This window comes from Pseudoclavibacter sp. JAI123 (assembly GCF_013409665.1).
Taxonomy (GTDB): Bacteria; Actinomycetota; Actinomycetes; order Actinomycetales; family Microbacteriaceae; genus Pseudoclavibacter.
Genome location: NZ_JACCCM010000001.1, coordinates 1,820,058 through 1,844,020, shown reverse-complemented (window position 1 = coordinate 1,844,020; position 23,963 = coordinate 1,820,058). Strand labels below are relative to the sequence as shown.

The window sequence follows — 23,963 nt, the reverse complement described above, 5'->3', positions numbered from 1 at the left end:
CAGCAGCGAGGCGGAAGCGCAGCCGCAGGACAGCAAGACGGCCCCGCGCAGGGATGCGCGGGGCCGTCTCGGTGATACGGGGCCGGAGTTACTCGGCGCCTGCCTCGAGGGCGACGCCCTCTTCAGCTGCTGCTTCCTCGACCACTGGGGCGAGCGACAGCTTTCCACGGTCGTCGACCTTGGTGATCTCGACGAGGATCTTCTGGCCGACTCCGAGCACGTCCTCGACGTTCTCGACGCGCTTGCCACCGGCGAGCTTGCGCACCTCGGAGATGTGCAGGAGGCCGTCCTTGCCCGGGAGGAGCGAGACGAAGGCACCGAACGACGCGATCTTGACGACCGTGCCCAGGTACTGCTCGCCAACCTCGGGGTTGGTCGGGTTCGCGATCGCGTTCACCGCTGCCCGAGCGGCTTCGGCGGACGGACCATCGACAGCGCCGATGTACACGGTGCCGTCGTCCTCGATCGAGATGTCGGCGCCGGTGTCGTCCTGGATCTGGTTGATGACCTTGCCCTTTGGCCCGATCACCTCGCCGATCTTGTCGATCGGCACGCGGACCGAGATTATGCGCGGAGCCGTGGCTGCCAGCTCATCCGGCGTGTCGATGACTGCGTTGATCGCCTTGTCGAGGATCTGGATGCGAGCATCCCGAGCCTGCGTCAGCGCGCCGTCGAGGACCGACGTCGGGATGCCGTCGAGCTTCGTGTCGAGCTGGATGGCCGTCACGAACTCGGCCGTGCCGGCGACCTTGAAGTCCATGTCGCCGAGTGCGTCTTCAGCGCCGAGGATGTCGGTGAGGGCGGCGTAGCGCGTCTCTCCGTCGACCTCGTCGGAGACGAGGCCCATGGCGATGCCGGCAACGGGCGCGCGCAGCGGCACGCCGGCGTTGAGGAGCGACAGCGTGGAGGCGCAGACCGAGCCCATCGACGTCGAGCCGTTCGAGCTGAGCGCCTCCGAGACCTGGCGGATCGCGTAGGGGAACTCCTCGCGGCTGGGGAGCACCGGCACGATAGCGCGCTCGGCGAGGAAGCCGTGCCCGATCTCGCGACGCTTCGGCGAGCCGACGCGTCCGGTCTCACCCGTCGAGTACGGCGGGAAGTTGTAGTGGTGCAGGTAGCGCTTCGACGTGATCGGCGAGAGCGAGTCGATCTGCTGCTCGAGCTTGAGCATGTTCAGCGTGGTGACGCCGAGGATCTGCGTCTCGCCGCGCTGGAAGATAGCCGAGCCGTGCACGCGAGGCACGACGTCGACCTCTGCGTCGAGCTGGCGGATGTCGGCGACGCCGCGTCCGTCCATGCGCTTGCCCTCACGGAGGATGCGTCCGCGGACGACGTCCTTCGTGACGGTCTTGTACGCGGCGGACACCTGACCGGCGACGGAAGCGTCGAGCTCTCCGCTTTCGATCTTCGCGGCGATCTGCTCCTTGACGCTCGCCTTGAGGGCGTCGTCCGCGTCCTGTCGCTCGACCTTGCCGGCGATCTGGTACACGTCGACGAGGCCGTCGTGCGAGAGCGCGGTGACGGCGTCGAGCGCCTCCTGCGTGTAGGGCAGGAAGACGGGGTACTCGACGACGGGCTTCGCGGCCTGGTCTGCGAGCTCCTGCTGTGCCTTCACGAGCTGCGTGAGGAACGGCTTCGCAGCCTCGAGGCCCTGTGCGACGACCGCTTCGTCCGGCTTCTGCGCGCCGGCCTGGATGAGGCCCCACGCGTGCTCGGTGGCCTCGGCCTCGACCATCATGATGGCGATGTCTTCGGTGCCGTCAGCCTTGGTGACGAGGCGGCCGGCGACGGTGAGGTCGAAGACCGCGTCAGCGAGCTGCTCGAACTTCGGGAATGCGACCCACTGGCCGTCGATGAGCGCGAGACGCACACCGGCGATCGGGCCAGAGAACGGCACGCCGCTCAGCTGCGACGAGAGCGACGCGGCGTTGATGGCGAGGGCGTCGTAGAACTCGCCCGGTGCGATGGAGAGCACGGTGACGACGACCTGGACCTCGTTGCGCAGGCCCTTGACGAAGGACGGGCGCAGAGGGCGGTCGATCAAGCGGCAGACCAGGATGGCCTCGGTCGAGGGGCGACCCTCACGGCGGAAGAACGATCCGGGGATCTTTCCGGCGGCGTAGCTGCGTTCCTCGACGTCGATCGTGAGCGGGAAGAAGTCGAAGTTCTCCTTCGGATTCTTCGAGATGCTCGTGGCCGAGAGCAGCATGGTCTCGTCGTCGAGGTAGGCGACGGCGGAGCCCTGCGCCTGCTGGGCGAGGCGCCCTGCTTCGAAGCGGATCTTGCGCTGGCCGTGCTTGCCGTTGTCGAGAACGACTTCAGAGAACTTGATTTCGGGACCTTCCAAGAGGTCTCCTCCTTTTGCGTGTGCACGCGAAGGGAAAGCGCGACCGGGTCATCCCGGGCTGATCGTCAGTAGAAGACCTCTGTCTTGTTCGCGCTTCGACGCGAAGCCACGACAGGAACCCACCACCGAGGACCAGCTACTCGCCGCCCCGCGTATCTTGAGTGTTTGCGACATCGACTCTACCAGCGGAGGGCGCCGAGCAGCTGGAACCCGTGCGGCGATTGCCGACGAGCCGCGCAACACTGCAGACCTGGCCCTATTTCTTGCGCGACGCTCGAGGCAGCTCCGTCACGAGCGGGAACTCACCGGTCGGCTTCTCCCCCTCGTCGTAGAGCTTGCTCGGGGATCCGACGATCTTCTTGTCGGCCGCGTGCGCGACGCCCTCGTCCTTCGACGGGTAGTCGAACTGCGAGAGGACGTAGCGCATGGCCTCGAGCCTCGCCCGCTTCTTGTCGTTCGATTTGACGACCGTCCACGGCGACTCCGCGGTGTCCGTGTAGAAGAACATCGCCTCCTTGGCCTCGCTGTACTCGTCCCACTTGTCCAACGAGGCGAGGTCGGTCGGGCTCAGCTTCCACTGGCGCACCGGGTCGTCCCGACGGGCGGCGAAGCGAGCGAGCTGCTCGGCCCGACCGACGGAGAACCAGAACTTGATGATCGTGGTGCCGGAGTTCACGAGCATCCGCTCGAACTCAGGAGCCGACCGGGTGAACTCGAGGTACTCCGTCGGCGTGCAGTAGCCCATGACGCGCTCGACGCCAGCACGGTTGTACCAGGAGCGGTCGAGGAGCACGATCTCGCCACCGGAAGGCAGGTGCTCGACGTAGCGCTGGAAGTACCACTGCGATTGCTCCTTCTCCGTGGGCTTCTCGAGCGCGACGGTGCGTGCACCGCGGGGGTTCAGGTGCTCCATGAAGCGCTTGATCGCCCCGCCCTTGCCTGCCGCGTCACGCCCCTCGAAGATGATGACGACCTTCTGGCCGGTCTCCTTGACCCAGGTCTGGAGCTTCAGCAGCTCGATCTGCAGTGCGCGCTTCTGCTTCTCATACTCCTTGCGCGGGAGCTTCGTGTCGTACGGGTAGCCGTGCCGCCAGGCCTCGCCGAGCGGGTCCTCGTCTCGCAGCTCTGCGAGCTCGTCGATCTCGGGAGTCGTGTCCGGGATACCTGCCCGGTTCAGGCGGTAGGCGGTCTGAGCTCCTTGGGCGGATCTGCGGGAGCGACCGTTCGAGCCATCGGCAGCCTTGCTTCCATCGACGAGGGCTCCATCGCCGTCGGATGCGGCCTTTGCCTGGCCCTTTGAACCTGCCTGGTGCTGAGCTGGGGTGCGAGAGGCTGCCATGACGACAGCCTAGTCGCGCCTCGGCGAGCGGGCACCGCCGAGACGGTTCGACTTCTCGCACGCGGTCAGACCGTCGAACGCGAAAAGAGCCCCTGCCGATGGCAGGGGCTCTTCGCAGCAAGTGCTTAGCGGCGGAGGCCGAGTCGTCCGATGAGCGAACGGTAACGCGCGATGTCGACGTCGGCGAGGTAGCCGAGCAGACGACGACGCTGACCCACAAGCAGCAGGAGACCACGACGCGAGTGGTGGTCGTGCTTGTGCTCCTTGAGGTGCTCGGTGAGCTCCTTGATTCGCGTGGAGAGGATGGCAACCTGAACTTCAGGGGAGCCAGTATCACCCGGGTGCGTTGCGTACTCTTCGATGATGGCCTTCTTGCCCTCAGCGCTTAGTGCCATTGACAGACCCCCTTCTCTTTCGTTGCGCGGCGCTCAGCACACAGTGTGCGAGCTCTCTTGATCCGCGGCCGTTTCACGGCAACCGAAAGAGCATATCAGGTTCGAAGGCTCAGCTCACACCCAGCAGGTCGATGATGAAGACGAGCGTCTTGCCGGAAAGCGGGTGTCCTCCGCCTGCCGCGCCGTAGGCGAGGTGGGGTGGGAGCACGAGCTTGCGCCGTCCACCGACCTGCATGCCGGGAATGCCTTCCTGCCAGCCGCGCACGAGCGCCTTGAGCGGGAAGTTGACCGACTCGCCACGGTTCCACGAGGAGTCGAACTCCTCCCCCGACTCGAATTCGACGCCGAGGTAGTGCACGTCGACCGTCGAGGACGGCTCCGCGACTGCCCCGTCGCCCACGATGATGTCTTCGATGACCAGCTCTGCTGGCGCCTCTCCACCTGGGAAGTCGACTTCTGGCTTGGTGCGATCAGTGTTTGTCATGTCCTACATCCAAGCGCCGGAGCCTGGACGAGTCCCGGATGACGCGCCGTGCGGCTGCGCCTGCGCCATGATGAGCTCGCCTCGAAGCTCGCCGAGACGGCGCAGCAGGAGCCGCTCGTCAAGCAGCTTGCTGGTCCGATTGGGGTCGAGGACGACCTGGTGACGCACACTGGCAAGACGCGTGGACTCCGTGATGAAGTCACGCATGGCCTTGTCAGCGCGCTTCCCTGAGCGTCGCGCCCAGGCGCGTGCGCTCGACCTGCCCCGCATGGTCGAGAGCATTCTGATCTCCGCGGGCGAGTACCAGCCGACGGCCGCGTACTCGGAGAGTCGGTCGACGATGATGCGCGCGTCTCTTCTCCGAAGCAGGAAGATCGTGACGACCCAGGCGATGAAGATGGGCACCATCACGACGGCGAAGAACAGGATGAGGCCGAGGATGCCCGCGGACTGCTGCACGAGACCGGAGCCCACGTTCCAGAGCGCGTGCAGTCCCATGGCGGGAATCAGGCCGAGCGCGAAGCCGCCGAGCGCGGATCCCCAGCCACCGCGGCGTGCGCCGATGCCCATGCCGATCCCCGTCAGGGAGACGCACATCGGGTGCAGAAGCGGAAGGGCTATACCGCGGATGAAGTACTGGGCGACGAACCCGCCGACGCCTGCCTCCTGCCACATCGAGGAGAAGTAGAGGATGTTCTCGGTGAAGGCGAACCCGGCGCCGAGCAGCGCACCGTAGACAAGGCCGTCGGTCGGGCCGTTGAAGTGGCGCCGAGCCACCGCATAGATGACGATGAGGCCGAGGCCCTTCCAGATCTCCTCGCCGACGGGAGCCTCGACGGATGGCCCCCACCAGGCCGGGAGCGCGCCGGGCAGGAGCGCTTCGCGCACCAGGCCGGTGAGCAGCGCACCGCCGACCGCGATGCCGCCGCCCCAGAACACCGCCCCGATGAGCAGGATGCGCGGCTCCGGCTCCCAGCGGTCGATGAGCCAGACGACCATCCACACGACGAAGAGCGGGATGAGGGCGGCCAGGACGCTGCCGAGGAGCACCACGTCGCTGCTGCCGAGGTAGGCGAGGAAGAGGACGACGGCGATGATGAGCGCCGCGAGGCTCATCACGACGATCGTGGTGATGCGCATCGCGAGCTCGCCCCTGGTCGGGGGCTGCGGGACCGCGAACTGCGGGTCGAGCTGACGCTGCGCGCCGGCTGCCGCCCAGGCACCCTGCTGTGGCTGAGGCGCGGTCACGACGCGGCCGACCTGGTGCCGGCGACGCCGAACGCGGCAAGCTGCGAGCGGTGCTCCTTGACGCGGTCGAGCATCCGCTTCTCCACGACGCGTCGGTTCGGATCGCGCTTGTTGACACGCGCGTGCTCGCGGGCGAAGGCCAAGCGGGACGAGTCCTGCACGAAGCCACGCATCGCGCGGTCGGCTTCGGGGCTCACCGACTTGGCCCACGCGAAGGCCTGCTCCCGTGCGCTCCAGTCACCGATCATGGCGACCTCTGAGGTCGTGAACCAGCCGGCGTCTGCGTACTCGCCGAGCCGGTCGACGATGATGAGACGGTCGCGGTCGTGCAGCTTCACGAGAAGCCAGGCGAGCAGCAGGAAGATGGGCAGCTGGACGACGAGGTAGAAGATGAGCCATCCGAACTGGTTGGTGGGGTCGACGCCGAGGAGCGGCAGGATGAGAAGGCTGCCTCCGTTCCAGAAGGCGTGCGCGAGAATCGCGATGACCAGGCCGCCGAGCCCCATGAGGACGGGGCGCATCCATCCGCCGCGCCGGGCTCCCCAGCCGATCGCCATGCCGGTGATGCCCGTGAAGAGGGCGTGCGCGAACGGCGAGAGGATGCCACGCACGATGAACGTGGACGCGAAACCCGCGGCTGAGTCGGCTGCCTGCGAGAAGTAGATGATGTTCTCGGTGAAGGCGAAGCCGGCCCCGATGACGGCGGCGTAGCTGAACCCGTCGAGCGGGCTGTCGAAGTGTCGCCTCGCGAACACCAGGATGAGGAACAGCCCGACGGCCTTGATGGCCTCCTCCGAGATGGGCGCCTGGATCAGCACGGAGAACTTGCTGACGTCGCCTTCGGTGGACAGGTAGGACCGCGCGACGTCGAGCATCATCCCGCCCGTCACGAGGGTGCCGACGACGGATGCGCCTGCTCCCCAGAACAGCCCGAAGGCGAGCAGGATGCGGGGCTCCGGCTCCCATCTGTCGAGCCACCAGACTGCGGCGAGCACGAGGCCGAGCGGGACGAGGGCTGGGATGGCCATGGTGAGGGCGGCGAAGCGCAGCTCGCTGAAGAGCCACGCGACGACGCCGACGGAGAGCAGGACGGCGAAGCCGAGCAGCAGCAGCCAGGTGAGCCTGCCGCGCGTCAGCCTCCGACGCTTCTTCGGCACGACGGACGTGGCACTGCTCATCGATGGTCCTCCGTGCGTTGGGTGGGTGTCCGGATCAGGGGCTGCCGGGTTCGCGGCGCGCGCGGGTTGCCCCGTCTCGTCGACACGCTGCGGTCAGCTTAGCCAAGCCGGGGCGCGTCGAGCGAACGGCCAGTCGGCGGCAGCAGTCGCACGGTAGATTGGGACCCATGATGCGTCTCGGATTCCTTCTCGGTGCCACTGTCGGCTTCATCGCTGGTATCAGCACGAGTCGCGTGCATGCAGAAGAGGTCGCGAAGGACATCGGCGGCAAGTCGAAGGCGTTCGCCGAGCGCATGACGGTCTCGGCGGAGGATCTGCGGCGACGCAGCGACACCCAGCTCGAGGACATGCGCCGGCGCGTGGACGAGCAGCTCGAGGACATGCGCAAGCGAGTCGACGATGGGTTCGACGACGTCAAGCGTCGGGTCGAGGAGGAAGTCGAGAAGAGCATCGAGTCCCAGGTGCAGACGCTCGTCCGTGCTGGCCAGGCCCGCGAGGACGTGCTCGAGACCTTCGAGGACGATGACGCGGACGCCATGGTCTCCCCCACTGAGACGACGTCGCCCCGCCACGCGGCTCGCGCCGACGATGCCCCTGCGGCATCGGACGAGAAGCCGTCCAACTGACCTCTCGAGGCCTGACCGGTTCGGCCCCGCCGGTGCACATGCACCGGCGGGGCCTAACTGCTTGCAAGACGCTCGCCTCGCGAACGACGGGCTGACGCTACGAGAAGTCGCGCAGGTCAGCTCGGTCGAGGCTGTCCTCGAGCGCCATGGCCTGCGCCTGCGTGATGATGGGGATCGCGCTGGTCACCGCCTGGATGCCGGAGAGGCGCTCAGGCGAGAGGATGCTCGTGACCTCTTCTCGGCTGAGGAGCCCCCGCTCGACGACGAGGTCCGCGATGGTGGCCTTCGTGTTGAGGGCCTCCTTCGCGAGCTTCGAGGCCTCCGAGTAGCCGATGTACGGCGTCAGGGCCGTCACGACGCCGACGGAGCTCGAGACCCTGGACTCGAGAAGCTCCTCGTTGGCGGTGATGCCGTCGATGCAGTTCACCCGCAGGGTGCGGGCTGCCCTGCGGAGCCAGGCCGAGTTCTGCATGAGCGTGTGGAGCATGACGGGCTCGAACGCGTTGAGCTGCAGCTGACCGGCTTCGGAGGCCATGGAGATCGTCACGTCGGCACCCGCGATGACGAACGCGACCTGATTGACCGCCTCAGGAATGACCGGGTTGACCTTGCCCGGCATGATCGACGAACCTGCCTGGCGTGCCGGCAGGTTGATCTCGCCGAGACCCGCCTGCGGGCCGGATGACAGCAGTCGCAGGTCGTTGCAGATCTTCGACAGCTTCATCGCCGTGCGCTTGATGACGCTCGAGAGCGACATGAAGACGCCCGTGTCGCTCGTGGCCTCGATGAGGTCGTGCGCCGTCTGCAGGTCGTTGTAGCCCGTGATCTTGCGAAGCTGTCGCATGACCGCGGATGCGTAGCTCGCTTCCGCCGTGATGCCGGTACCGATCGCCGTCGCGCCGAGGTTGAGCTCGAGGAGCAGCGGCAGCACGTCGCGCAGGCGCTCGATGTCCTCGCCGATCGTCGTCGAGAAGCCGCTGAACTCCTGGCCGAGGGTCATCGGCACCGCGTCCTGCAGCTGCGTGCGACCGATCTTCAGGATGTGCTTGAACTCGCTCCCCTTGACGCGGAACGCGTTCTGCAGAAGCGTGAACTCGTCGATGAGCCGCTCGGTGGCGTGCACGAGCGCCACCTTGACGGCGCTCGGGTACGTGTCATTGGTCGACTGGGAGCGGTTGACGTGGTCGTTCGGCGAGAGGAACTCGTAGTCGCCGAACGGCCGGCCGGCGAGCTCGAGCGCTCGGTTGGCGATGACCTCGTTCACGTTCATGTTCGTGCTCGTGCCCGCGCCGCCCTGGATGACACCGACGACGAACTCCTCGTGGAGCTTGCCGTCGATGATGTCCTGGCAGGCGCGATCGATGAGCCACGAGCGTTCCTGATCGAGCACGCCGATCTCGAGGTTCGCACGTGCCGCCGCCTGCTTGACCTGCGCGTAGGCCACGATGAAGTCCGGGTACACGCTGATCTGTCGTCGGCTGATCGAGAAGTTCTCGAGGGCACGCGCGGTGTTCACGCCCCAGTAGGCACCTGCGGGGATCCGCATCTCGCCGAGCGAGTCGCGTTCGACACGGAATTCCTGCGTTTCTGACATGACCTGATGGTCCTCCAACTTCGTCGTCTGAGTTTCCGCGCTGACCTCAGCCTACTGCCGACGCGCTCCTCGGATCGCCGCTTCGAGGAGACTCGCGAGCGCATCCACCTGGATGCTGTCGGCGGACTGCTCACCCGTGTCGATGCCCTCGAGCGCCCGCAGCGCGAGGCCCTGCTTGGCGTCGATCAGCTCCGCGATGCGGGCATCGATGGTCTGGGCCGCGACGATGCGCCACGCCGTGACCGGCTCTTCCTGACCGATGCGGTGCACGCGGTCGATGGCCTGGGTCTGCTCGGCTGCGGTCCAGCTGAGCTCGGCGAGCACCACGTCAGACGCGGCCTGCAGGTTGAGGCCGACGCCGGCGGCGAGGAGCGAGCAGACGACCACCTGCACGCTCGGGTCGTTCTGGAAGGCATCGATCGCGGCCTGGCGCGCCGCTGGCGACTGGTCGCCACGGATGGAGACGGATGAGATCTCGTTCTCGGCGAAGGTGCGCTCGGCCGCGTCCATGACTTCGATGTGCTTCGCGAAGAACACGACCTTGCCGGCCGAACGCGCGATCTGCCCCGCGTACTCCGCGGCGAGGCGCGCCTTGGCGGCACCGATCGTGCGGAGCATGGTGAAGATGCTCGCTCCAGTCGAGGAGGCCTTCGACTCCTCGACTTCCTGTCGTGCGATCATCCGTACCCGATCGAGGTCGACGACGCCGGGTTCGAGACCCGCGGCAGACGCCATCCGGCGGTAGCGCTCCAGGAGGCGCGCGACGAGCGCCGCCTCCGCCGCTCGGATGCTCCGGCCTTCGTCGGAGTCGAGCTCGACAGGCATGTCGACGACACGCTTCGCGGGGAGGTCCGCCGCGACGTCGATCTTGCGCCTGCGCACGATGCCGAGATCGATGACCGTCTGTCGCGCGGCGGCGAGGAAGCCGGGGTCGCTCGGCACGAGTCCCGTCTCGTCCAGGCGATCGAGCAGCAGCTGGGAGGGCCGATCGCCCTCGAGCCAGCCGAGGAACTGCCAGATGGCCTTGAAGTCGTCGACGTCGTTGATCAGCGGCGTTCCCGTCAGCGCCATGAGCAGCGGGTCTGCGCCTGGAACGCGTGCGCGGATGCTGTTCGCGAGCTGCATGACCAACCGCGACCGCTGCGACTGCAGGTTCTTGATGAAGTGCGCCTCGTCGAGCACCATGCCCTTGAACCCGAGAGAGGTGAGCCACCCCAGGTGGCGGTCGAGGATTTCGTAGTTGACGACGAACACGTCCGCGAAGGCGTCGATGCCCTGACCGTCACCGGAGATGACGGTGACGCGGCGGTTCGGGGTCCATCGCTGGACCTCGCGTGCCCAGTTCGTCTTCACGACGTTCGGGACGACGCACAGCAGCGGATACGCGTCGGCGACCGACGCTGCGAGCAGTGCCTGCGCGGTCTTGCCGAGTCCGGGCTCGTCGGCGAGCAGGTACGCCCTGTGCCCCTCGGCGACGCTCGCGAGGAGCCTCGCCTGGTGATCCATGAGCTCCTGCCCTGGCGGGGAGATTCGGTCCCACCGAGGGGCGGGAGGCAGCTCCATCGAAGCCGCGTTGCCGCCCGCACCGGTCTCGAAGGCACGGAGCAGCGGCCCGAGCAGCTCCCAGTTGGAGAGGCGCGAATAGTGCGGCGTCGTCGTGTTCACGCTGGTGAGCACGGGAGCGAGGAACGGGTTGGAACGCGTCCGCGCCTTGACGGACCCGGGAAGGACCTGACGCTGCGCGATCTCCGGCGGCAGCTTCTCCGCCTGGGCCTCGGGTTCCGGCTGCTCGTCGACGACCATCTCGATGCCGCCAGCGAAGAGCATCTGCTTGCGCAGGGCCTTCGCCGCCTCGCTGACGGGAGCGCCCGGTTCGAGCAGGCTGATGAGCGACGTGTCACGGGCAGCGGTCTTCGCGAGGATCGAGGCGAGACCGTCGAGACGCTTGAGCGCCTCGGCCCTGTCGTGCTCGCCGAGCTCCGTCGACTCCTTCGCCTTCGCGCGCTCTTCGCGCATCAGCAGGGCGATGACCTGGAACTTCGTGCGGTTCGACGGCGAGACCTTGCCTCGCTGAGCGGAGGCCTCGACTTCCCGCGCCGCCTTGGCGAGCTGAGGGATGACGCCGGTGTTGTCGACGGGCTTACGGTGGCGTGGCGCCGTGTGAACGCCGGCGCGACCGCCGGCTTGGGCGCGTGTCCTACGAGACATGCCCCTCCTTATGCAACGTGGCAGGGATCGGGAAGTTGAGCCGGGCGGAGGTCGCAGCATCGGCGCCGAACGCGGCGACCGGCAGTGAGGCGGGCGTCGGCCCACTCGAGTGACGAGCTCCCGGATGTCATGCAGGTCTCGAGGAGAGTTCAGATTCCCTCAGACACCAGCGTTGACAGTGTACGCCAGGCGACCCGCAGGTTTCGACTCGGGAACGACGTGTCGTTGCCCCGCACAGACTCCGCGCGGGTGCGATAATCGTCAGGTGCCACAACGCCCTTTCCCAGATCCCGACCGGCCGTACTTCACGCCGTCGAAGCGGGTCGCCGGCGACTGGAGCGCTCACATCGCGACGACGCTCGACCGCACCGCCACGCTGCTCGCAGGGTTGACGCCCGAACAATGGGAGACTCCCAGCAAGTGCGACGGCTGGAGCGTTCGTGACGTAGCCGGGCACCTCGCCTGGAGACTCGGCTCCCCCACATCCTCCCTCGTGCGTGAGGCGTCCAAGGGCGTATTCCGCAAGGGACTGCGGGTCGACGCCTACCTGGACGACATCGCGAAGCGCGAGGGAGCAGCCCCGACCGAGGAACTCGTCGCGCGCATCCGCTCCATCGCGGCCACGAAGGTCGTCTCCCCGACGCGAGCCGGTATCTCCGAGCTCACCGAGGCGGTCGTGCACACCTACGACATGACCGAGGCGCTCGGTCTGCGGATCCGTCTCAGCCCACGGTCGACGAGCGCGGTTGCCCTCGTGCGCACGCGGGTGCCGCTCAGCTCGGCGGCGTCCCTCGCGAAGCGCAATCGGCTCCGCGCGACAGATGCGCGGTGGCAGATCGGCGACAAGGGACCTGTGGTCGAGGGGACCGCGGCGCAGCTCGTGCTCAAGCTCTTCGGGCGCAGCGTGCAGCTCGACGACTAGGCACGTCCCACGGTGCCCACGCTGAGACGGTCGGTCCGGCCTCCGGCGGGCGCCGACGATCTGTCGAATCTCCCCGGAAGTGCGACTCAGACGGCGTAGCTGCCGCCGAGCGTCTCCGCAGCCTCGACGACATCGAGCGCCATGCGGTCCTTGAGCGCGTCGATGCTGTCGAACTTCTCCATGCCGCGTATCCGCTCGACGAACTCCACGTGGGCCATGAGCCCGTAGAGGTCGACCGTCTCGCCGATGAGGTGCGCCTCGACCTGCTTGCGGGGCACCCCGTCGAAGGTGGGGTTGTTGCCGATCGAGATCGCCGCCGGAGCGCTCAGATCCCCGCCCCTGAACCAGCCCGCGTAGACCCCGTCGGCTGGAATGAGGCCCTCGAGCTCCGGCGACAGGTTCGCCGTCGGGAACCCGAGCTCCCGACCGCGCTTCGCGCCGTGGACGACCTCCCCCGTCACGGTGTGGTTGTGCCCGAGCACTTCGGCGGCGGCACGGACCTCACCGGCTCCGAGGAGCTCGCGAACCCAGGTCGAGGATGCGCGGCGTTCGGCGTGCGAGCGCGAGTCCTCCGCCATCTCGTCATCGGCGATGACGATCTCGAATCCGCAGCTGGCGGCGAGCTCGCGCAGCAGAGCGACGTCGCCGGCCCCCTTGGCGCCGAAGCGGAAGTCCTGTCCCACGACGATGAGCCGCATCCGGAGCGTGCCCACGAGCAGATCCCGGACGAACGCCTCCGGACTCATGCCAGCGAGGGTGTCGTCGAACGGCAGGACGATCGTCGAGCCCAAGCCGGTCTCGGCGAGCAGGTCGATCTTCTGGCTCAGCGACGTGATCGGCTCTGGCTCGACGCCAGGCGTGATGAGCGAGAGCGGATGGCGGTCGAAGGTGACCGCGACCGGCTCCAGCCCGCGCGAGGAGGCCTCGTCGACGAGACGCGAGAGAAGCCACCGGTGGCCGCGGTGCACGCCGTCGAACTTGCCGACGGTGATGGCACTCGGCGCGAGCTCGACAGGCAGCTCAGCCAGGTCAGTGAACAGCCGCACGTTCCCTCTTTCGTCTCGATCGTCCCGTCTCAAGCCACGCGATGCCGAGGATCGGGAGCACAAGAGGAATATACGCGTAGCCCACCCCGAAGTCCGACCATACGGTGTCGGAGGGGAACAGTTCCGGGTGGAACTCCGTCAGCGACCCGACCACGAGGACGCCGACGAGCTCGAAGACGATCGTGAACCAGGCGATTCGATTCCAGACGCGCCCGCGCCGGACGAGCGCGATCGTGGCGAGCAGGTACACAAGCGCCGCGGCCGCGGAGAGCGAGTACGCGAGAGGCGCCTCGCCGAGCTTGGAGAGCAGCTGGTACGAGCTCCTGCCGATCGACGCCAGCGCGAGCACCGCGTAGATGACGACCAGCACTCGCCCTGAGCCCCGCGCACCCTGGTACCCGCCGTCGCTGCCGGGCTCGCGCTCGGCTCGGCTCACGCCTGTGCCCCGATGAACGGGCTGGCGCCGATCCAGATCTGGTGCATCCTGAAGACCATCACGCCGACGGTGAGGGCGGCGATGCCGAGGATCACGGTCGACCACCGTGTGCGCTCGACGAGACCCCAGAAGACCGCCGCGGGCGGGATGATGACCGCCACCACCCAGTACATCCAGAACTCGAGGGCGTCCCCGACCGGCGCATTCCCCGTCGCGGGCGCGATGAGCGCGATCACGAGCTGCGCCACGAGCAGCAGCTCGACGAGGGCGACGGCGCCCACCGTCACATCGCCGGGCTTGCGGCCGGCGGCGCCCGCGATGACGCAGAAGACACCGGCTGCGGCGCTCACGAGGCAGAGCGTCCAGGTGAACCAGTCGATCACGCCTTGGCCTCCGTCGGCATGTTGAACTCCGACTTGAGCACGCCGGCCTTGGCTCTGGCGATGCCGATGAGGTCGCCGTCCGGGTCGATCGCGGCGAGCACCCCGTCGTCGGCGCCCGCATCGAGGCGCAGCTTCTTGCCGTTTCTGAGGTCGGCAGCCTGCTCGGCGGTCGCCTCGAAGGCGCGGAACCGTCGGAGCGCAGCTTGCGCCGGCGCCAGGAGGCGCGCTCCGAGATCGTCCGCGTCCGGTGCGACCGCATCCTCGATGCCGAAGTCGCCGACGCGCGTGCGCCTGAGCGCCGTCAGGTGCGCACCCGTGGAGAGCGCAGCGCCGAGGTCTCGTGCCAGGGCCCTGATGTAGGTGCCGGACGAGCAGGAGACACGGATGTCGAGGTCGAGGACGGGCTGCTCTTCTGCGGTCGTCGACCGCGTATCGAGGAGCTCGAGCTCGGAGATCGTCACGTCGCGGGCTGCGAGCTGCACGGCCTCGCCGTCGCGAACGCGCTTGTAGGCACGAACCCCGTCGACCTTGATCGCACTCACCGCGGAGGGGATCTGGCTGATCGGCCCACGAAGCGCGGACATCGCCGCCTCTACACGCTCTGGGGTGACCGCCGCGACAGCTGACGCGGGGGCCGTGGCTGTGACCTCCCCCTCCGCGTCCTCGGTGTTCGTCGAGACCCCCAGACGCACCGTCGCGAAGTACTCCTTGTCGTCGCCGACGAAGTAGGTGAGCAGACGCGTGGCGCCGCCCACGCCCAAGATCATGAGTCCGGTCGCCATCGGGTCGAGCGTGCCGGCGTGGCCGACCTTCCGCGTCCCGAGCGCCCGCCTCGTCATCGCGACGAGCGTGTGACTCGTCGGCCCCTGGGGCTTGTCAAGGAGGAGGACACCGCTTGGGCCGGAAGATGGAGTCGTCATGTCCCCAATATCCTACGGTGCCCGTAGGCTCGTTCCCGGCCACCGGACGGCGCCGGGACATCCCGGCGACCGCCCTTCCACACGCGCGGAGGAGATCAGATGCGGGTTGCGGTCATCGGCGCGGGCGCGGTCGGGGGTACGCTGGCGCTCCTCCTGGATCGAGCAGGGCACGAGGTCGTGCTCGTCGAGCGAGATGACGCGCGGGTGTCCCCCGCCGACCGACGGCACATCGTGCTCACCGGCGCGTTCGGCACGCACGACGCAGAGCTCGCGACGCGCCGAGAGCTGTCCGGAGCGTTCGACCTCATCCTGGTCGCGGTAAAGGCGCAGGACACCGTGCGCGCGGTCGAGCCGCACCTCGAAGCGGTGGCGCGCACCGTGACGGTCGTCGTGCAGAACGGCCTCGAGGGTGCGTCGACCGTCGAACGGATGCTCACATCGATCCCGGAGGCGCTGAGGAGTGGATTCGTCGCAGGAGGGCTTGCCACGTTCGCCGTCAACCGGCCCTCGTCCGATGAGGTCCGGGCAACGGCGGCTGGATCGCTGACGCTCGGAACGGCATCCAGCGCCGACGCTCCGCGCCTCGCGCAGCTCGCAGCGGATCTGTCACCCGCGATCGAGGCCCGGGCCACCGATGACCTGGCCTCAGCGCTGTGGAGCAAGCTCCTCATCAATCAGGTCAACGCGCTGCCGGCCATCACCGGGCTCAGCGTGCAGGAAGTGGGTGAGCACCCAACCCTCCTGGGCGTCCTCGCTGCGAGCATGGGCGAGCTGCTCACCGTCGCGGCGGCCAGTGGCGCACACCACGTCGAGGTCGGCCCGTTCAACGCGGCGCTCGCATCTCTCGCGAACAGCCAACCTCGCGAGCCGGGCGACGCCAACGCTCGGAACGAGCGACTGGCGCGCGAGCTGTCCGCCGCCTTCGGTCCGACGCCGAACTACGCATCGACGCTGCAGAGCATCCGCCGCGGCGAGGCGACAGAGATCGACGCACTCAATGGAGCCGTGGTCGCCCACGGTCGCGCGCTCGGTCTGCCCGCTCCGGTGAACGCGACCCTCGCGGAGCTCGTCCACGACATCGAGCGCGGGCAACCCCACTTCTCCCCGTCCGCGGTCCACAGCTCCACGGTGACGGCCGCCATCAACGCCTGGTTCGACCGCGGCCATCGGGCGCTCGCGTGGCGCCTGCCCACGACCACGCCGTGGGGTGTGCTCGTGAGCGAGACGATGCTACAGCAGATCCAGGCCGCCAGAGTGGAACCGAAATGGCTCGACTTCATCGACCGCTGGCCCACGCCAGCTGCGATGGCCTCCGCATCGGAGGCCGAAGTGCTCCGGTTCTGGGATCGGCTCGGCTACCCGCGGCGAGCTCTCTGGCTCCTCGCGTGCGCCCGCTCGATCGTGACTGACCACGCTGGCGCCGTCCCGCGCACACGCGAGGAGCTGCTCGCGCTGCCAGGCGTCGGTCCCTACACGGCATCAGCCGTGATGTCGTTCGCCTACGGCGTGCCTGAACCGGTTGTCGACACGAATGTTCGTCGAGTGCTCGCGCGCGCCTTCGGGGGCGTGGAGACTCCGTGGGGGCCGTCTGCCGTGCGCGACGCCACGGAGATGCGGGCAGTCTCCCCCGCGGATCCCGACGCCGCGAACGCCTGGAACGCCGCAGCAATGGAGCTGGGTGCCGTTGTCTGCACGGCAAAGCGGCCGAAGTGCGAGGAGTGCCCCGTCATGGGCCTGTGCGCGTGGTTCCGAGCTGGCCGGCCAGCCTCCAGCGGCGCCGCCAGGAAGCGCCAGGCGACGTTCGCCGGCTCCGACCGTGAGATGCGAGGCCTGGTGCTCCGCGAGCTCCGGTCGATCCCGGGCGGCGTGGAGATCACGTTCCTGCAGCAGCACCTCGACCCATCCGGTGCGGATGCAGACCGCTTCACGCGGGCGATCGCCTCGCTGAAGAGCGACGGACTCATCGTGGAACGCGAAGCGGCGGAGATAGCGCTCGCCGGCGACTGAGCAGTCACCGGCGAGCGCTGGAGCAGTGAGCAGAGGAGCGTCAGGCGTCCTCGGGCTCGTCCTTCTTCTCGTACGGATCGGCGTCACCCGCGTAGCTTGCCCCCTTGGCCTGCTCCGCGGATGCGCTATCACGCTCGTGCGCTTCCCGCAGCAGCGCCGCGATGGCGTCGGCGTTCTCGGGGATCGCATCCGGCACGAATTCGAGGCTCGGGGTGAGGCGCGACGTGATGTTCTTGCCCACCTCCGTGCGAAGCATCCCGGTCGCGCTCCTGAGCGCCGCAGCGGTGTCCCGACGCTCCTTCTGGTCGCCGTAGACGGTGTAGAAGATCGTGGCATGCTGCAGGTCACCCGTGACGCGCACGTCCGTGATCGTGACGAACCCGAGCCGCGGGTCCTTGACGCCTCGCTCGAGGGTCTTCGCGACGATGACCTTGATGCGGTCTGCGAGTCGCAGGGCCCGTGAATGATCGACCATGATGGCTACTTTCTCGTGTGCTGATGCAGACAGTCAAATGCGTCTGCAGTGTCTCAAACTGCGCAGAACCTGAAGGCGGGGCCCCGGCCGGTTGGCCAGGACCCCGCCCCGAGTACGCGCCGCGCTTCAGGCAGCGCGGCAGCTCGGTCGACAGCTAGACGCGCGGCTTCTCGACGAGCTCAGTCGTCTCGATCTCGTCGCCGATCTGGATGTCGTTGTACTTGCCGAGGCCGATACCGCACTCGAAGTCTGTGCGGACCTCGGTGACGTCGTCCTTGAACCGGCGGAGCGAGTCGATCGCGAGGTTGTCCGCAATGACGATGCCGTCGCGGATGACGCGAGCAGTCGCGTTCCTCGTGATCGTTCCGCTGCGCACGATACATCCGGCGATGTTCCCGAACTTGGAGGAACGGAACACCTCGCGGATCTCGGCGACACCCGACTGGACCTCTTCGAACTCGGGCTTGAGCATGCCCTTGAGCGAGTTCTCGATGTCCTCGAGCGCTCCGTAGATGACCGAGTAGAACCGGACATCCACGCCTTCACGAGCGGCGCGCTCGCGCGCCTTCGTGTCGGGGCGCACGTTGAAGCCGATGATGATGGCGTTGTCGACCGTGGCGAGGTTGACATCGGACTCCGTGATGGCGCCGACACCGCGGTGGATGATGCGCAGCTGCACCGAGTCATCCACATCGATCTTGAGCAGCGACTCCTCGAGTGCCTCGACGGCACCGGAGACGTCACCCTTGATGATGAGGTTGAGTGACTCGACCTTGCCCTCTTCGAGTGCACGGGTGAAGTCCTCGAGGCTGATGCGCTTGCGGGACTTCGCGAGGCTCGCGTTGCGTTCGACGGCTTCACGCTTCTCGGCGATCTGACGCGCGGTGCGGTCCTCTTCCGTGACGATGAAGGTGTCGCCTGCACGAGGAACGCTCGAGAGGCCCTGCACCTGGACTGGGCGCGAAGGCTCAGCCTCGGTGACGACCTGACCGTTCTCGTCGAGCATGGCCCTGACGCGGCCGTACGCCGTTCCGGCGACGATCGGGTCGCCGACCCGCAGCGTTCCCGACTGGATGAGGACGGTCGCAACCGCACCGCGTCCCTTGTCGAGCTTCGCCTCGATGGCGATACCGCGCGCCTCCTTGTTCGGGTTGGCGCGAAGGTCGAGACCTGCGTCAGCCGTCAGGAGGACCGCCTCGATGAGGCTGTCGATGTTGAGGTTGTTGCGAGCGGAGACGTCGACGAACATCGTGTCGCCACCGAACTCCTCGGCGACGAGCCCGTACTCGGTCAGCTGCGCGCGGACCTTCGACGGGTTCGCGTCTTCCTTGTCCACCTTGTTGACCGCGACGACGATCGGCACGTTGGCAGCCTGGGCGTGGTTGAGCGCCTCGACCGTCTGCGGCATGATGCCGTCATCCGCCGCGACCACGAGGATCGCGATGTCGGTGACCTGCGCACCACGGGCACGCATGGCCGTGAAGGCCTCGTGACCTGGCGTGTCGATGAACGTGATGGCGCGCTCGATGCCCTCGTGCTCGTGCCAGACCTGGTACGCACCGATGTGCTGCGTGATGCCACCGGCTTCGCCTTCGACGACGTTCGCGTTGCGAATCGCGTCGAGGAGGCGCGTCTTTCCGTGGTCGACGTGACCCATGACCGTGACGACGGGCGGGCGGATCTCGAGGACGTCGTCTCCTTCGTCCTCTGCTTCCTGGTCGAGGTCGATCGAGAAGCCCTCGAGGAGCTCGCGGTCTTCGTCTTCGGGGCTGACGATCTGGATGCGGTAGCCGAGCTCCTCGCCGAGGACCTCGAACGTGGCCTCGTCGAGCGACTCCGTTGCGGTCGCCATCTCACCGAGGTGGAACAGCACCGTCACGAGGTCGCCTGGGCTGGCGTCGATCTTCTCAGCGAAGTCCGAGATGGAGGCACCGCGGCGCAGGCGGATCGGCGTCGAGCCGTCTCCGCGACGAACCTTGACGCCGCCGACGCTCGGGGCTTCCCGCATCTCGAATTCTGCCCGCTTCGTCCGCTTGGACTTGCGCGCCTTCGACTTGCCGCCGCCACGACCGAACGCTCCGGCCGTCGAGCCGCGACCGCGACCGCCGCCACCAGGGCGACCTCCGCCGCCACCTGGACGCGGCGCGAAACCGCCACCGGCGCCTGGAGCGCCACCTGGGCGTCCGCCACCAGCGCCACCTGCACCCGGACGACCGCCTGGCCGGCCCGCACCCGCGGGGCGGGCACCTGGGAGGACGCGGGGCTGACCGGGACGCGGAGCTGCCGGACGGGGTCCGCCTGCACCTGCAGGACGGGGTCCGCCTGCGCCGCCCGGACGGGGGCCGCCACCGGGGCGCATGCCCTGGTTCGAGGCGAATGGGTTGTTGCCGGGTCGCGAACGCCCCATGCCCTGGCTGGACGCGAAGGGGTTGTTTCCCGGACGGGGTCCGGGACGCGGGCCGCGGGGGCGCGGGATCGAGGGGCTTGCGCCGCCCTCGGCCTGGGCAGGCTTGGCGTCGCCGGGAGCAGCGGGACGCTGCGCGTTCGGCTTCGGTGCGCCAGCCTCGGCTGCGGGAGCGGCAGGAGCCGCGGGCGCGGCAGCTGCGGGAGCCGGAGTCGGAGCTTCTGTTGCGACCGGAGCCGGTGCTGGCTCAGGCTTGCGCTTCGGTCCGGGAGTCGGAGCCGAGGAACCGGCAGCCTTCTGCGTCGCGGCGGGCGCAGCGGGTGCGGCCGGTGCCGAGGGGGCGGAAGGTCCGGGCTTCGTGCCCGGGCGCACGCTCGACGGCGTCGCGCCACCGGGACGCGGGGAGCCGGGTTTCGATGCCGCGGGAGCCGCGGCCTGCGGCTGTGCGCCACCGGCTGCGTTGGTCTTCAGCGCCTCGCGAAGGCGACGGGCCACGGGGGGCTCGACGCTCGACGATGCGCTCTTAACGAACTCGCCCATGTCCTGCAGAGTCTTGAGGGCGGTCTTCGAGTCGACGCCCATCTCGCTGGCGATTTCGTGTACGCGTGGTTTTGCCACTTTTCTCCTGTCTGGGGCCCGCCCAAACAGGAGCGGACCATTAAAGTCGGATGTGCCTCATCGTGAGTCACTCATGATTAGTCCATGGTCCGATCAGCCTTTTCTCGTGGTAGGAGCAGTGCGTTCGCCCTGCTCCAGTGTGCTCGCGTGCCTGCTGAGCGCCTCGGTGTCCACCGTGCCGGTCTTGAAGGCCCGCAAGAATGCGCGCCGCTCGATCGCTAGCCTGGTGCACTCCGCGGTCGGATGGATCCAGGCTCCGCGCCCTGGAAGACTCGCCGAGATATCGACTTCGAGGCTTCCCTGACGGAGCACAACCCTGAGGAGCTGACTCCGTGCGGAGCGCGAACGGCATCCAACGCACGTTCGTACAGACGACATACTACCCCTCTGCGCGCGCTTCGTCTCCGTCTTCGAGGATCGAGTCGGGCTGGATGTCGATTCTCGCCCCCGTGAGCTTGGCCGCGAGACGCGCATTCTGGCCTTCCTTGCCGATCGCGAGCGACAGCTGGAAGTCCGGAACAAGTGCCCGGACGGCCTTGGTCGCCCGGTCGATGACAAACGCGCTCGAGACCTTCGCAGGGCTCAGTGCGCTGGCCACGAACGTCGGCAGATCATCCGAGTAGTCGACGATGTCGATCTTCTCGTCGCCGAGCTCGTTGGTGACGGCACGCACGCGTGCCCCGAGCTCACCGATGCACGCGCCCTTCGGGTTGATGCCCTCCTGCGTCGCGCGCACCGCGATCTTCGAGCGGTGGCCGGCCTCACGGGCCAGCGACACGATCTCGACGACGCCGCTCGCGATCTCAGGAACCTCGAGTGCGAAGAGCTTGCGCACGAGAGACGGGTGGGTGCGGGAGACGGTGATCTGGGGGCCCTTGCTGCCCCGCTCGACCTTCGTCACGAAGACCCGCAGCCGGCGGCCGTGCGAGTAGTCCTCACCCGGCACCTGCTCTTCAGGGGGCAGGATCGCCTCGACGGTTCCGAGGTCGACGTGGATCATGCGGGGGTTCGGCCCCTGCTGGATGACGCCGGCGATGATGTCGCCTTCGCGTCCGCGGAACTCGCCGAGCACCTTGTCGTCGCCGATGTCGCGGATGCGCTGGTTGATGACCTGCTTGGCTGCGAACGCGGCAACTCGGCCGAAGTCGTCGGCGGGGAGCTGGGCTTCGCCGACGATCTCGCCGTCGTCGTCGAGCTCGGGAACGAAGACGTTGACCTCGCCGCTCTTGCGGTCGAGGTGCACGCGGGTCGAGGCCGGCGGCACGTCCTGGCCCAGTTCCTGCGAGACGTGCTTCTCGTACGCGGTCAGGATCGCCTGCTCGAGAATGCTGGCAAGTTCCTCAAACGGAATCTCACGCTCTCGCTCGAGAATCCTCAGGACAGCAAGGTCGATCTTCATGGCGCTCCCTCTATTCAGATGAAAGGACGAGTTTACCCCATGCGGGGCAGACTCGTCCTCAGGCCAGGCACGCGGGACGAGGCGACGCGGTGCCTCGTCCCGGGCCGCCCTCAGCTGGCGCGCTTGGACTGCAGGAGCGCCAGCACCTCGTCCTTGGCGACCGCGTCGCGCTCGTTCGTCCGGCGGTTCCACAGCTCGACCTGGCCGTCGGCGGCGCCCTTGCCCGCGATGACGATCCACGGAACGCCCAGGAGCTCCGCATCTCCGAACTTGACGCCGGGTGAGACCTTCTTCCGGTCGTCGTATAGCACGTCGAGGCCGGCGGCGTCGAACGCGGCGGAGAGCTCCTCCGCAACCGCGAACGGCTCCTCGTTGCGCCCGGTTGCGATGATCTGCACGTCGAAAGGCGCCACCTGCTCAGGCCAGATGAGACCACGGTCGTCGTGGTTGGCCTCGGCGATGAGCGCGAGGTTCCGGGTCACGCCGATGCCGTACGACCCCATCGTCACGGTTGTGAGCTTGCCCTGCTCATTGAGGACCTTCAACCCGAGGGCCTCCGCGTACTTGCGACCGAGCTGGAAGACATGCCCGATCTCCGTGCCGCGAGCCGTCGTGATGGCTCCGCTGCCGTCGGGGGCAGGGTCGCCGTCACGGACCTCGGCGGCGCCGATGCGCGCATCCGCCGTGAAGTCCCGTCCGACGACCAGCGAGTGGACGTGCTTGCCAGCGATGTTGGCGCCGGTGATCCAGCTGGAGCCGTCCGCGACCGTCTCGTCGAGGAAGTACGCCACACCGGTGGTCGACTCCTCACCGAGCACCTGGCCCGCGGCCGACCATGGTCCGATGTACCCGCGAACGAGACCGGGGTGCTTCGCGAAGTCCTCCGCAGTCGCAGCCTCGACCTCGGCAGGCTGAAGGGCCGTCTCGAGGCGCTTCATGTCGACCTCACGGTCGCCGGGGATGCCGACGACGACCAGGTCGCGGGTGCCGTCTGTGTGGAGACGTGCCACGACCACGTTCTTGAGTGTGTCCGCCGCGGTCCAGTCGCGGTCCCCGGTCTTCGGGACGACCGCATTCGCGTGTGCGACGAGCGTCGCGATGGTCGGCGTGTCCGGCGAATCGAAGACGGTCGCGGCCCCGGTCGAGCTGGGGTCCACTGCGACGGGAGCCGGCGCGGCGTAGGCCTCGACGTTCGCCGCGTAGCCACCGGGCGAGCGCACGAAGGTGTCCTCGCCGACGGGTGTGGGGTGCAGGAACTCCTCGCTCCGCGAGCCGCCCATCGCGCCGGCGTTCGCCGCGACGATGACGTACTCGAGTCCGAGGCGGTCGAAGATGCGCTCGTAGGCGTCTCGCTGAGCCTGGTAGCTGATGTCGAGACCGGCGTCGTCGATGTCGAACGAGTAGGCGTCCTTCATCGTGAACTCACGGCCGCGCAGCAGCCCAGCGCGGGGACGAGCCTCGTCGCGGTACTTGTCCTGGATCTGGTAGATCGCGAGCGGCAGGTCCTTGTACGAGGAGTACAGATCCTTGACGGCGAGCGTGAAGGCCTCCTCGTGTGTCGGCGCGAGCACCAGCGGCGCCCCCTTGCGGTCCTCCAAGCGGAAGATCCCGTCGCCGAAATCGTCGAGGCGCCCCGTGGCCTCGTAGAAGTCGGCAGGCAGGATGCCTGGGAAATGAACCTCCTGGGCACCCGCGGCTTCCATCTCCTCGCGCACGATCTGCTCGATGCGGCGCTTCACCTTGAGACCGAGCGGCAGCCATGCAAAGACGCCTGGCGCCTGGCGGCGAATGTAGCCGGCGCGCACGAGGAGCCTGTGGCTTGCCACCTCTGCGTCGACGGGGTCTTCGCGGAGCGTGCGGACAAAGAGCTTGGAGAGGCGAGTAGTCACCCGGCCAATGCTAGTCGTGCCAGGGCCCACGCGCTGGCCGCGCTG

20 protein-coding genes are annotated in these 23,963 nt (G+C 67.9%); 3 read left to right on the top strand and 17 right to left on the bottom strand.

Annotated features, from left to right (window positions below; translation table 11 throughout):
- Positions 1 to 88: 88 nt before the first annotated feature.
- The 6 genes from HDC34_RS08650 to HDC34_RS08625 all read right to left on the bottom strand — a co-directional run bounded on the left by HDC34_RS08650 (position 89) and on the right by HDC34_RS08625 (position 6,991).
- A complete protein-coding gene (locus HDC34_RS08650; RefSeq protein WP_104312116.1) occupies positions 89 to 2,347 on the bottom strand; it encodes a polyribonucleotide nucleotidyltransferase in 2,259 nt (752 codons plus the stop codon).
- Positions 2,348 to 2,603: 256 nt separating this feature from the next.
- Entirely contained in the window at positions 2,604 to 3,686 is a 1,083-nt protein-coding gene (gene ppk2 / locus HDC34_RS08645; protein ID WP_179556563.1) for a polyphosphate kinase 2, read from the bottom strand.
- Positions 3,687 to 3,811: 125 nt separating this feature from the next.
- On the bottom strand, positions 3,812 to 4,081 hold the full coding sequence (rpsO, locus tag HDC34_RS08640; RefSeq protein ID WP_104253448.1) for a 30S ribosomal protein S15: 270 nt from the start codon (positions 4,079 to 4,081) through the stop codon (positions 3,812 to 3,814).
- A 109-nt stretch (positions 4,082 to 4,190) separates the two neighbouring features.
- Positions 4,191 to 4,565 carry an FKBP-type peptidyl-prolyl cis-trans isomerase gene (locus HDC34_RS08635; RefSeq protein ID WP_068480291.1) on the bottom strand — a complete coding sequence of 125 codons (375 nt, stop codon included), beginning with the start codon at positions 4,563 to 4,565 and terminating at the stop codon, positions 4,191 to 4,193.
- 3 nt (positions 4,566 to 4,568) lie between these two features.
- Positions 4,569 to 5,813, bottom strand: a complete 1,245-nt coding sequence (locus tag HDC34_RS08630; protein WP_104312118.1) for a PrsW family intramembrane metalloprotease — start codon at positions 5,811 to 5,813, stop codon at positions 4,569 to 4,571.
- Positions 5,810 to 6,991, bottom strand: coding sequence for a PrsW family intramembrane metalloprotease (locus HDC34_RS08625; protein WP_179556562.1), 1,182 nt, complete (start codon positions 6,989 to 6,991; stop codon positions 5,810 to 5,812). Before HDC34_RS08625 ends, HDC34_RS08630 begins: the two co-directional genes overlap by 4 nt.
- Positions 6,992 to 7,158: 167 nt before the next feature.
- Here HDC34_RS08625 and HDC34_RS08620 point away from each other — a divergent pair, with 167 nt between their 5' ends.
- Positions 7,159 to 7,617 (top strand): hypothetical protein, encoded by a 459-nt coding sequence (locus tag HDC34_RS08620; RefSeq protein ID WP_179556561.1) that lies wholly within the window; start codon positions 7,159 to 7,161, stop codon positions 7,615 to 7,617.
- Positions 7,618 to 7,714: 97 nt separating this feature from the next.
- On the opposite strand, the gene HDC34_RS08615 is transcribed toward HDC34_RS08620, so the two are convergent.
- Complete coding sequence (locus HDC34_RS08615; RefSeq protein WP_104253452.1) at positions 7,715 to 9,211, bottom strand: aspartate ammonia-lyase; 1,497 nt, start codon at positions 9,209 to 9,211, stop codon at positions 7,715 to 7,717.
- Positions 9,212 to 9,262: 51 nt separating this feature from the next.
- Positions 9,263 to 11,419 (bottom strand): DEAD/DEAH box helicase, encoded by a 2,157-nt coding sequence (locus HDC34_RS08610; protein ID WP_179556560.1) that lies wholly within the window; start codon positions 11,417 to 11,419, stop codon positions 9,263 to 9,265.
- A 265-nt stretch (positions 11,420 to 11,684) separates the two neighbouring features.
- On the opposite strand from HDC34_RS08610, the gene HDC34_RS08605 reads away from it, so the two are divergent.
- On the top strand, positions 11,685 to 12,341 hold the full coding sequence (locus HDC34_RS08605) for a maleylpyruvate isomerase family mycothiol-dependent enzyme (RefSeq protein ID WP_179556559.1): 657 nt from the start codon (positions 11,685 to 11,687) through the stop codon (positions 12,339 to 12,341).
- A gap of 86 nt (positions 12,342 to 12,427) precedes the next feature.
- Here the strand turns inward: HDC34_RS08605 and HDC34_RS08600 are convergent, their stop codons facing one another.
- From HDC34_RS08600 to truB, 4 genes are read right to left on the bottom strand one after another with little or no spacing between them, the layout of a single operon-like run.
- Positions 12,428 to 13,387, bottom strand: a complete 960-nt coding sequence (locus HDC34_RS08600; protein ID WP_179556558.1) for a bifunctional riboflavin kinase/FAD synthetase — start codon at positions 13,385 to 13,387, stop codon at positions 12,428 to 12,430.
- Positions 13,371 to 13,823, bottom strand: coding sequence for a hypothetical protein (locus HDC34_RS08595; protein WP_104312124.1), 453 nt, complete (start codon positions 13,821 to 13,823; stop codon positions 13,371 to 13,373). Before HDC34_RS08595 ends, HDC34_RS08600 begins: the two co-directional genes overlap by 17 nt.
- The gene (locus tag HDC34_RS08590) at positions 13,820 to 14,206 is read right to left on the bottom strand and encodes a hypothetical protein (RefSeq protein ID WP_104312125.1); all 387 of its coding nucleotides are present in this window, start codon (positions 14,204 to 14,206) and stop codon (positions 13,820 to 13,822) included. Before HDC34_RS08590 ends, HDC34_RS08595 begins: the two co-directional genes overlap by 4 nt.
- A complete protein-coding gene (gene truB, locus HDC34_RS08585; protein ID WP_179556557.1) occupies positions 14,203 to 15,126 on the bottom strand; it encodes a tRNA pseudouridine(55) synthase TruB in 924 nt (307 codons plus the stop codon). Before truB ends, HDC34_RS08590 begins: the two co-directional genes overlap by 4 nt.
- Before the next feature lie 99 nt (positions 15,127 to 15,225).
- On the opposite strand from truB, the gene HDC34_RS08580 reads away from it, so the two are divergent.
- Positions 15,226 to 17,133, top strand: a complete 1,908-nt coding sequence (locus HDC34_RS08580) for a 2-dehydropantoate 2-reductase (protein ID WP_179556556.1) — start codon at positions 15,226 to 15,228, stop codon at positions 17,131 to 17,133.
- A 40-nt stretch (positions 17,134 to 17,173) separates the two neighbouring features.
- Here the strand turns inward: HDC34_RS08580 and rbfA are convergent, their stop codons facing one another.
- The 5 genes from rbfA to HDC34_RS08555 all read right to left on the bottom strand — a co-directional run bounded on the left by rbfA (position 17,174) and on the right by HDC34_RS08555 (position 23,918).
- Positions 17,174 to 17,608, bottom strand: a complete 435-nt coding sequence (rbfA, locus tag HDC34_RS08575; protein ID WP_179556555.1) for a 30S ribosome-binding factor RbfA — start codon at positions 17,606 to 17,608, stop codon at positions 17,174 to 17,176.
- A gap of 154 nt (positions 17,609 to 17,762) precedes the next feature.
- A complete protein-coding gene (gene infB, locus HDC34_RS08570) occupies positions 17,763 to 20,630 on the bottom strand; it encodes a translation initiation factor IF-2 (protein ID WP_179556554.1) in 2,868 nt (955 codons plus the stop codon).
- A 93-nt stretch (positions 20,631 to 20,723) separates the two neighbouring features.
- The gene (locus HDC34_RS08565; protein ID WP_104312130.1) at positions 20,724 to 21,008 is read right to left on the bottom strand and encodes a YlxR family protein; all 285 of its coding nucleotides are present in this window, start codon (positions 21,006 to 21,008) and stop codon (positions 20,724 to 20,726) included.
- Position 21,009: 1 nt separating this feature from the next.
- Positions 21,010 to 22,029, bottom strand: coding sequence for a transcription termination factor NusA (gene nusA / locus HDC34_RS08560; protein WP_104312131.1), 1,020 nt, complete (start codon positions 22,027 to 22,029; stop codon positions 21,010 to 21,012).
- Between the two features lie 110 nt (positions 22,030 to 22,139).
- Positions 22,140 to 23,918, bottom strand: coding sequence for a proline--tRNA ligase (locus HDC34_RS08555; protein ID WP_104312132.1), 1,779 nt, complete (start codon positions 23,916 to 23,918; stop codon positions 22,140 to 22,142).
- Positions 23,919 to 23,963: the final 45 nt, after the last annotated feature.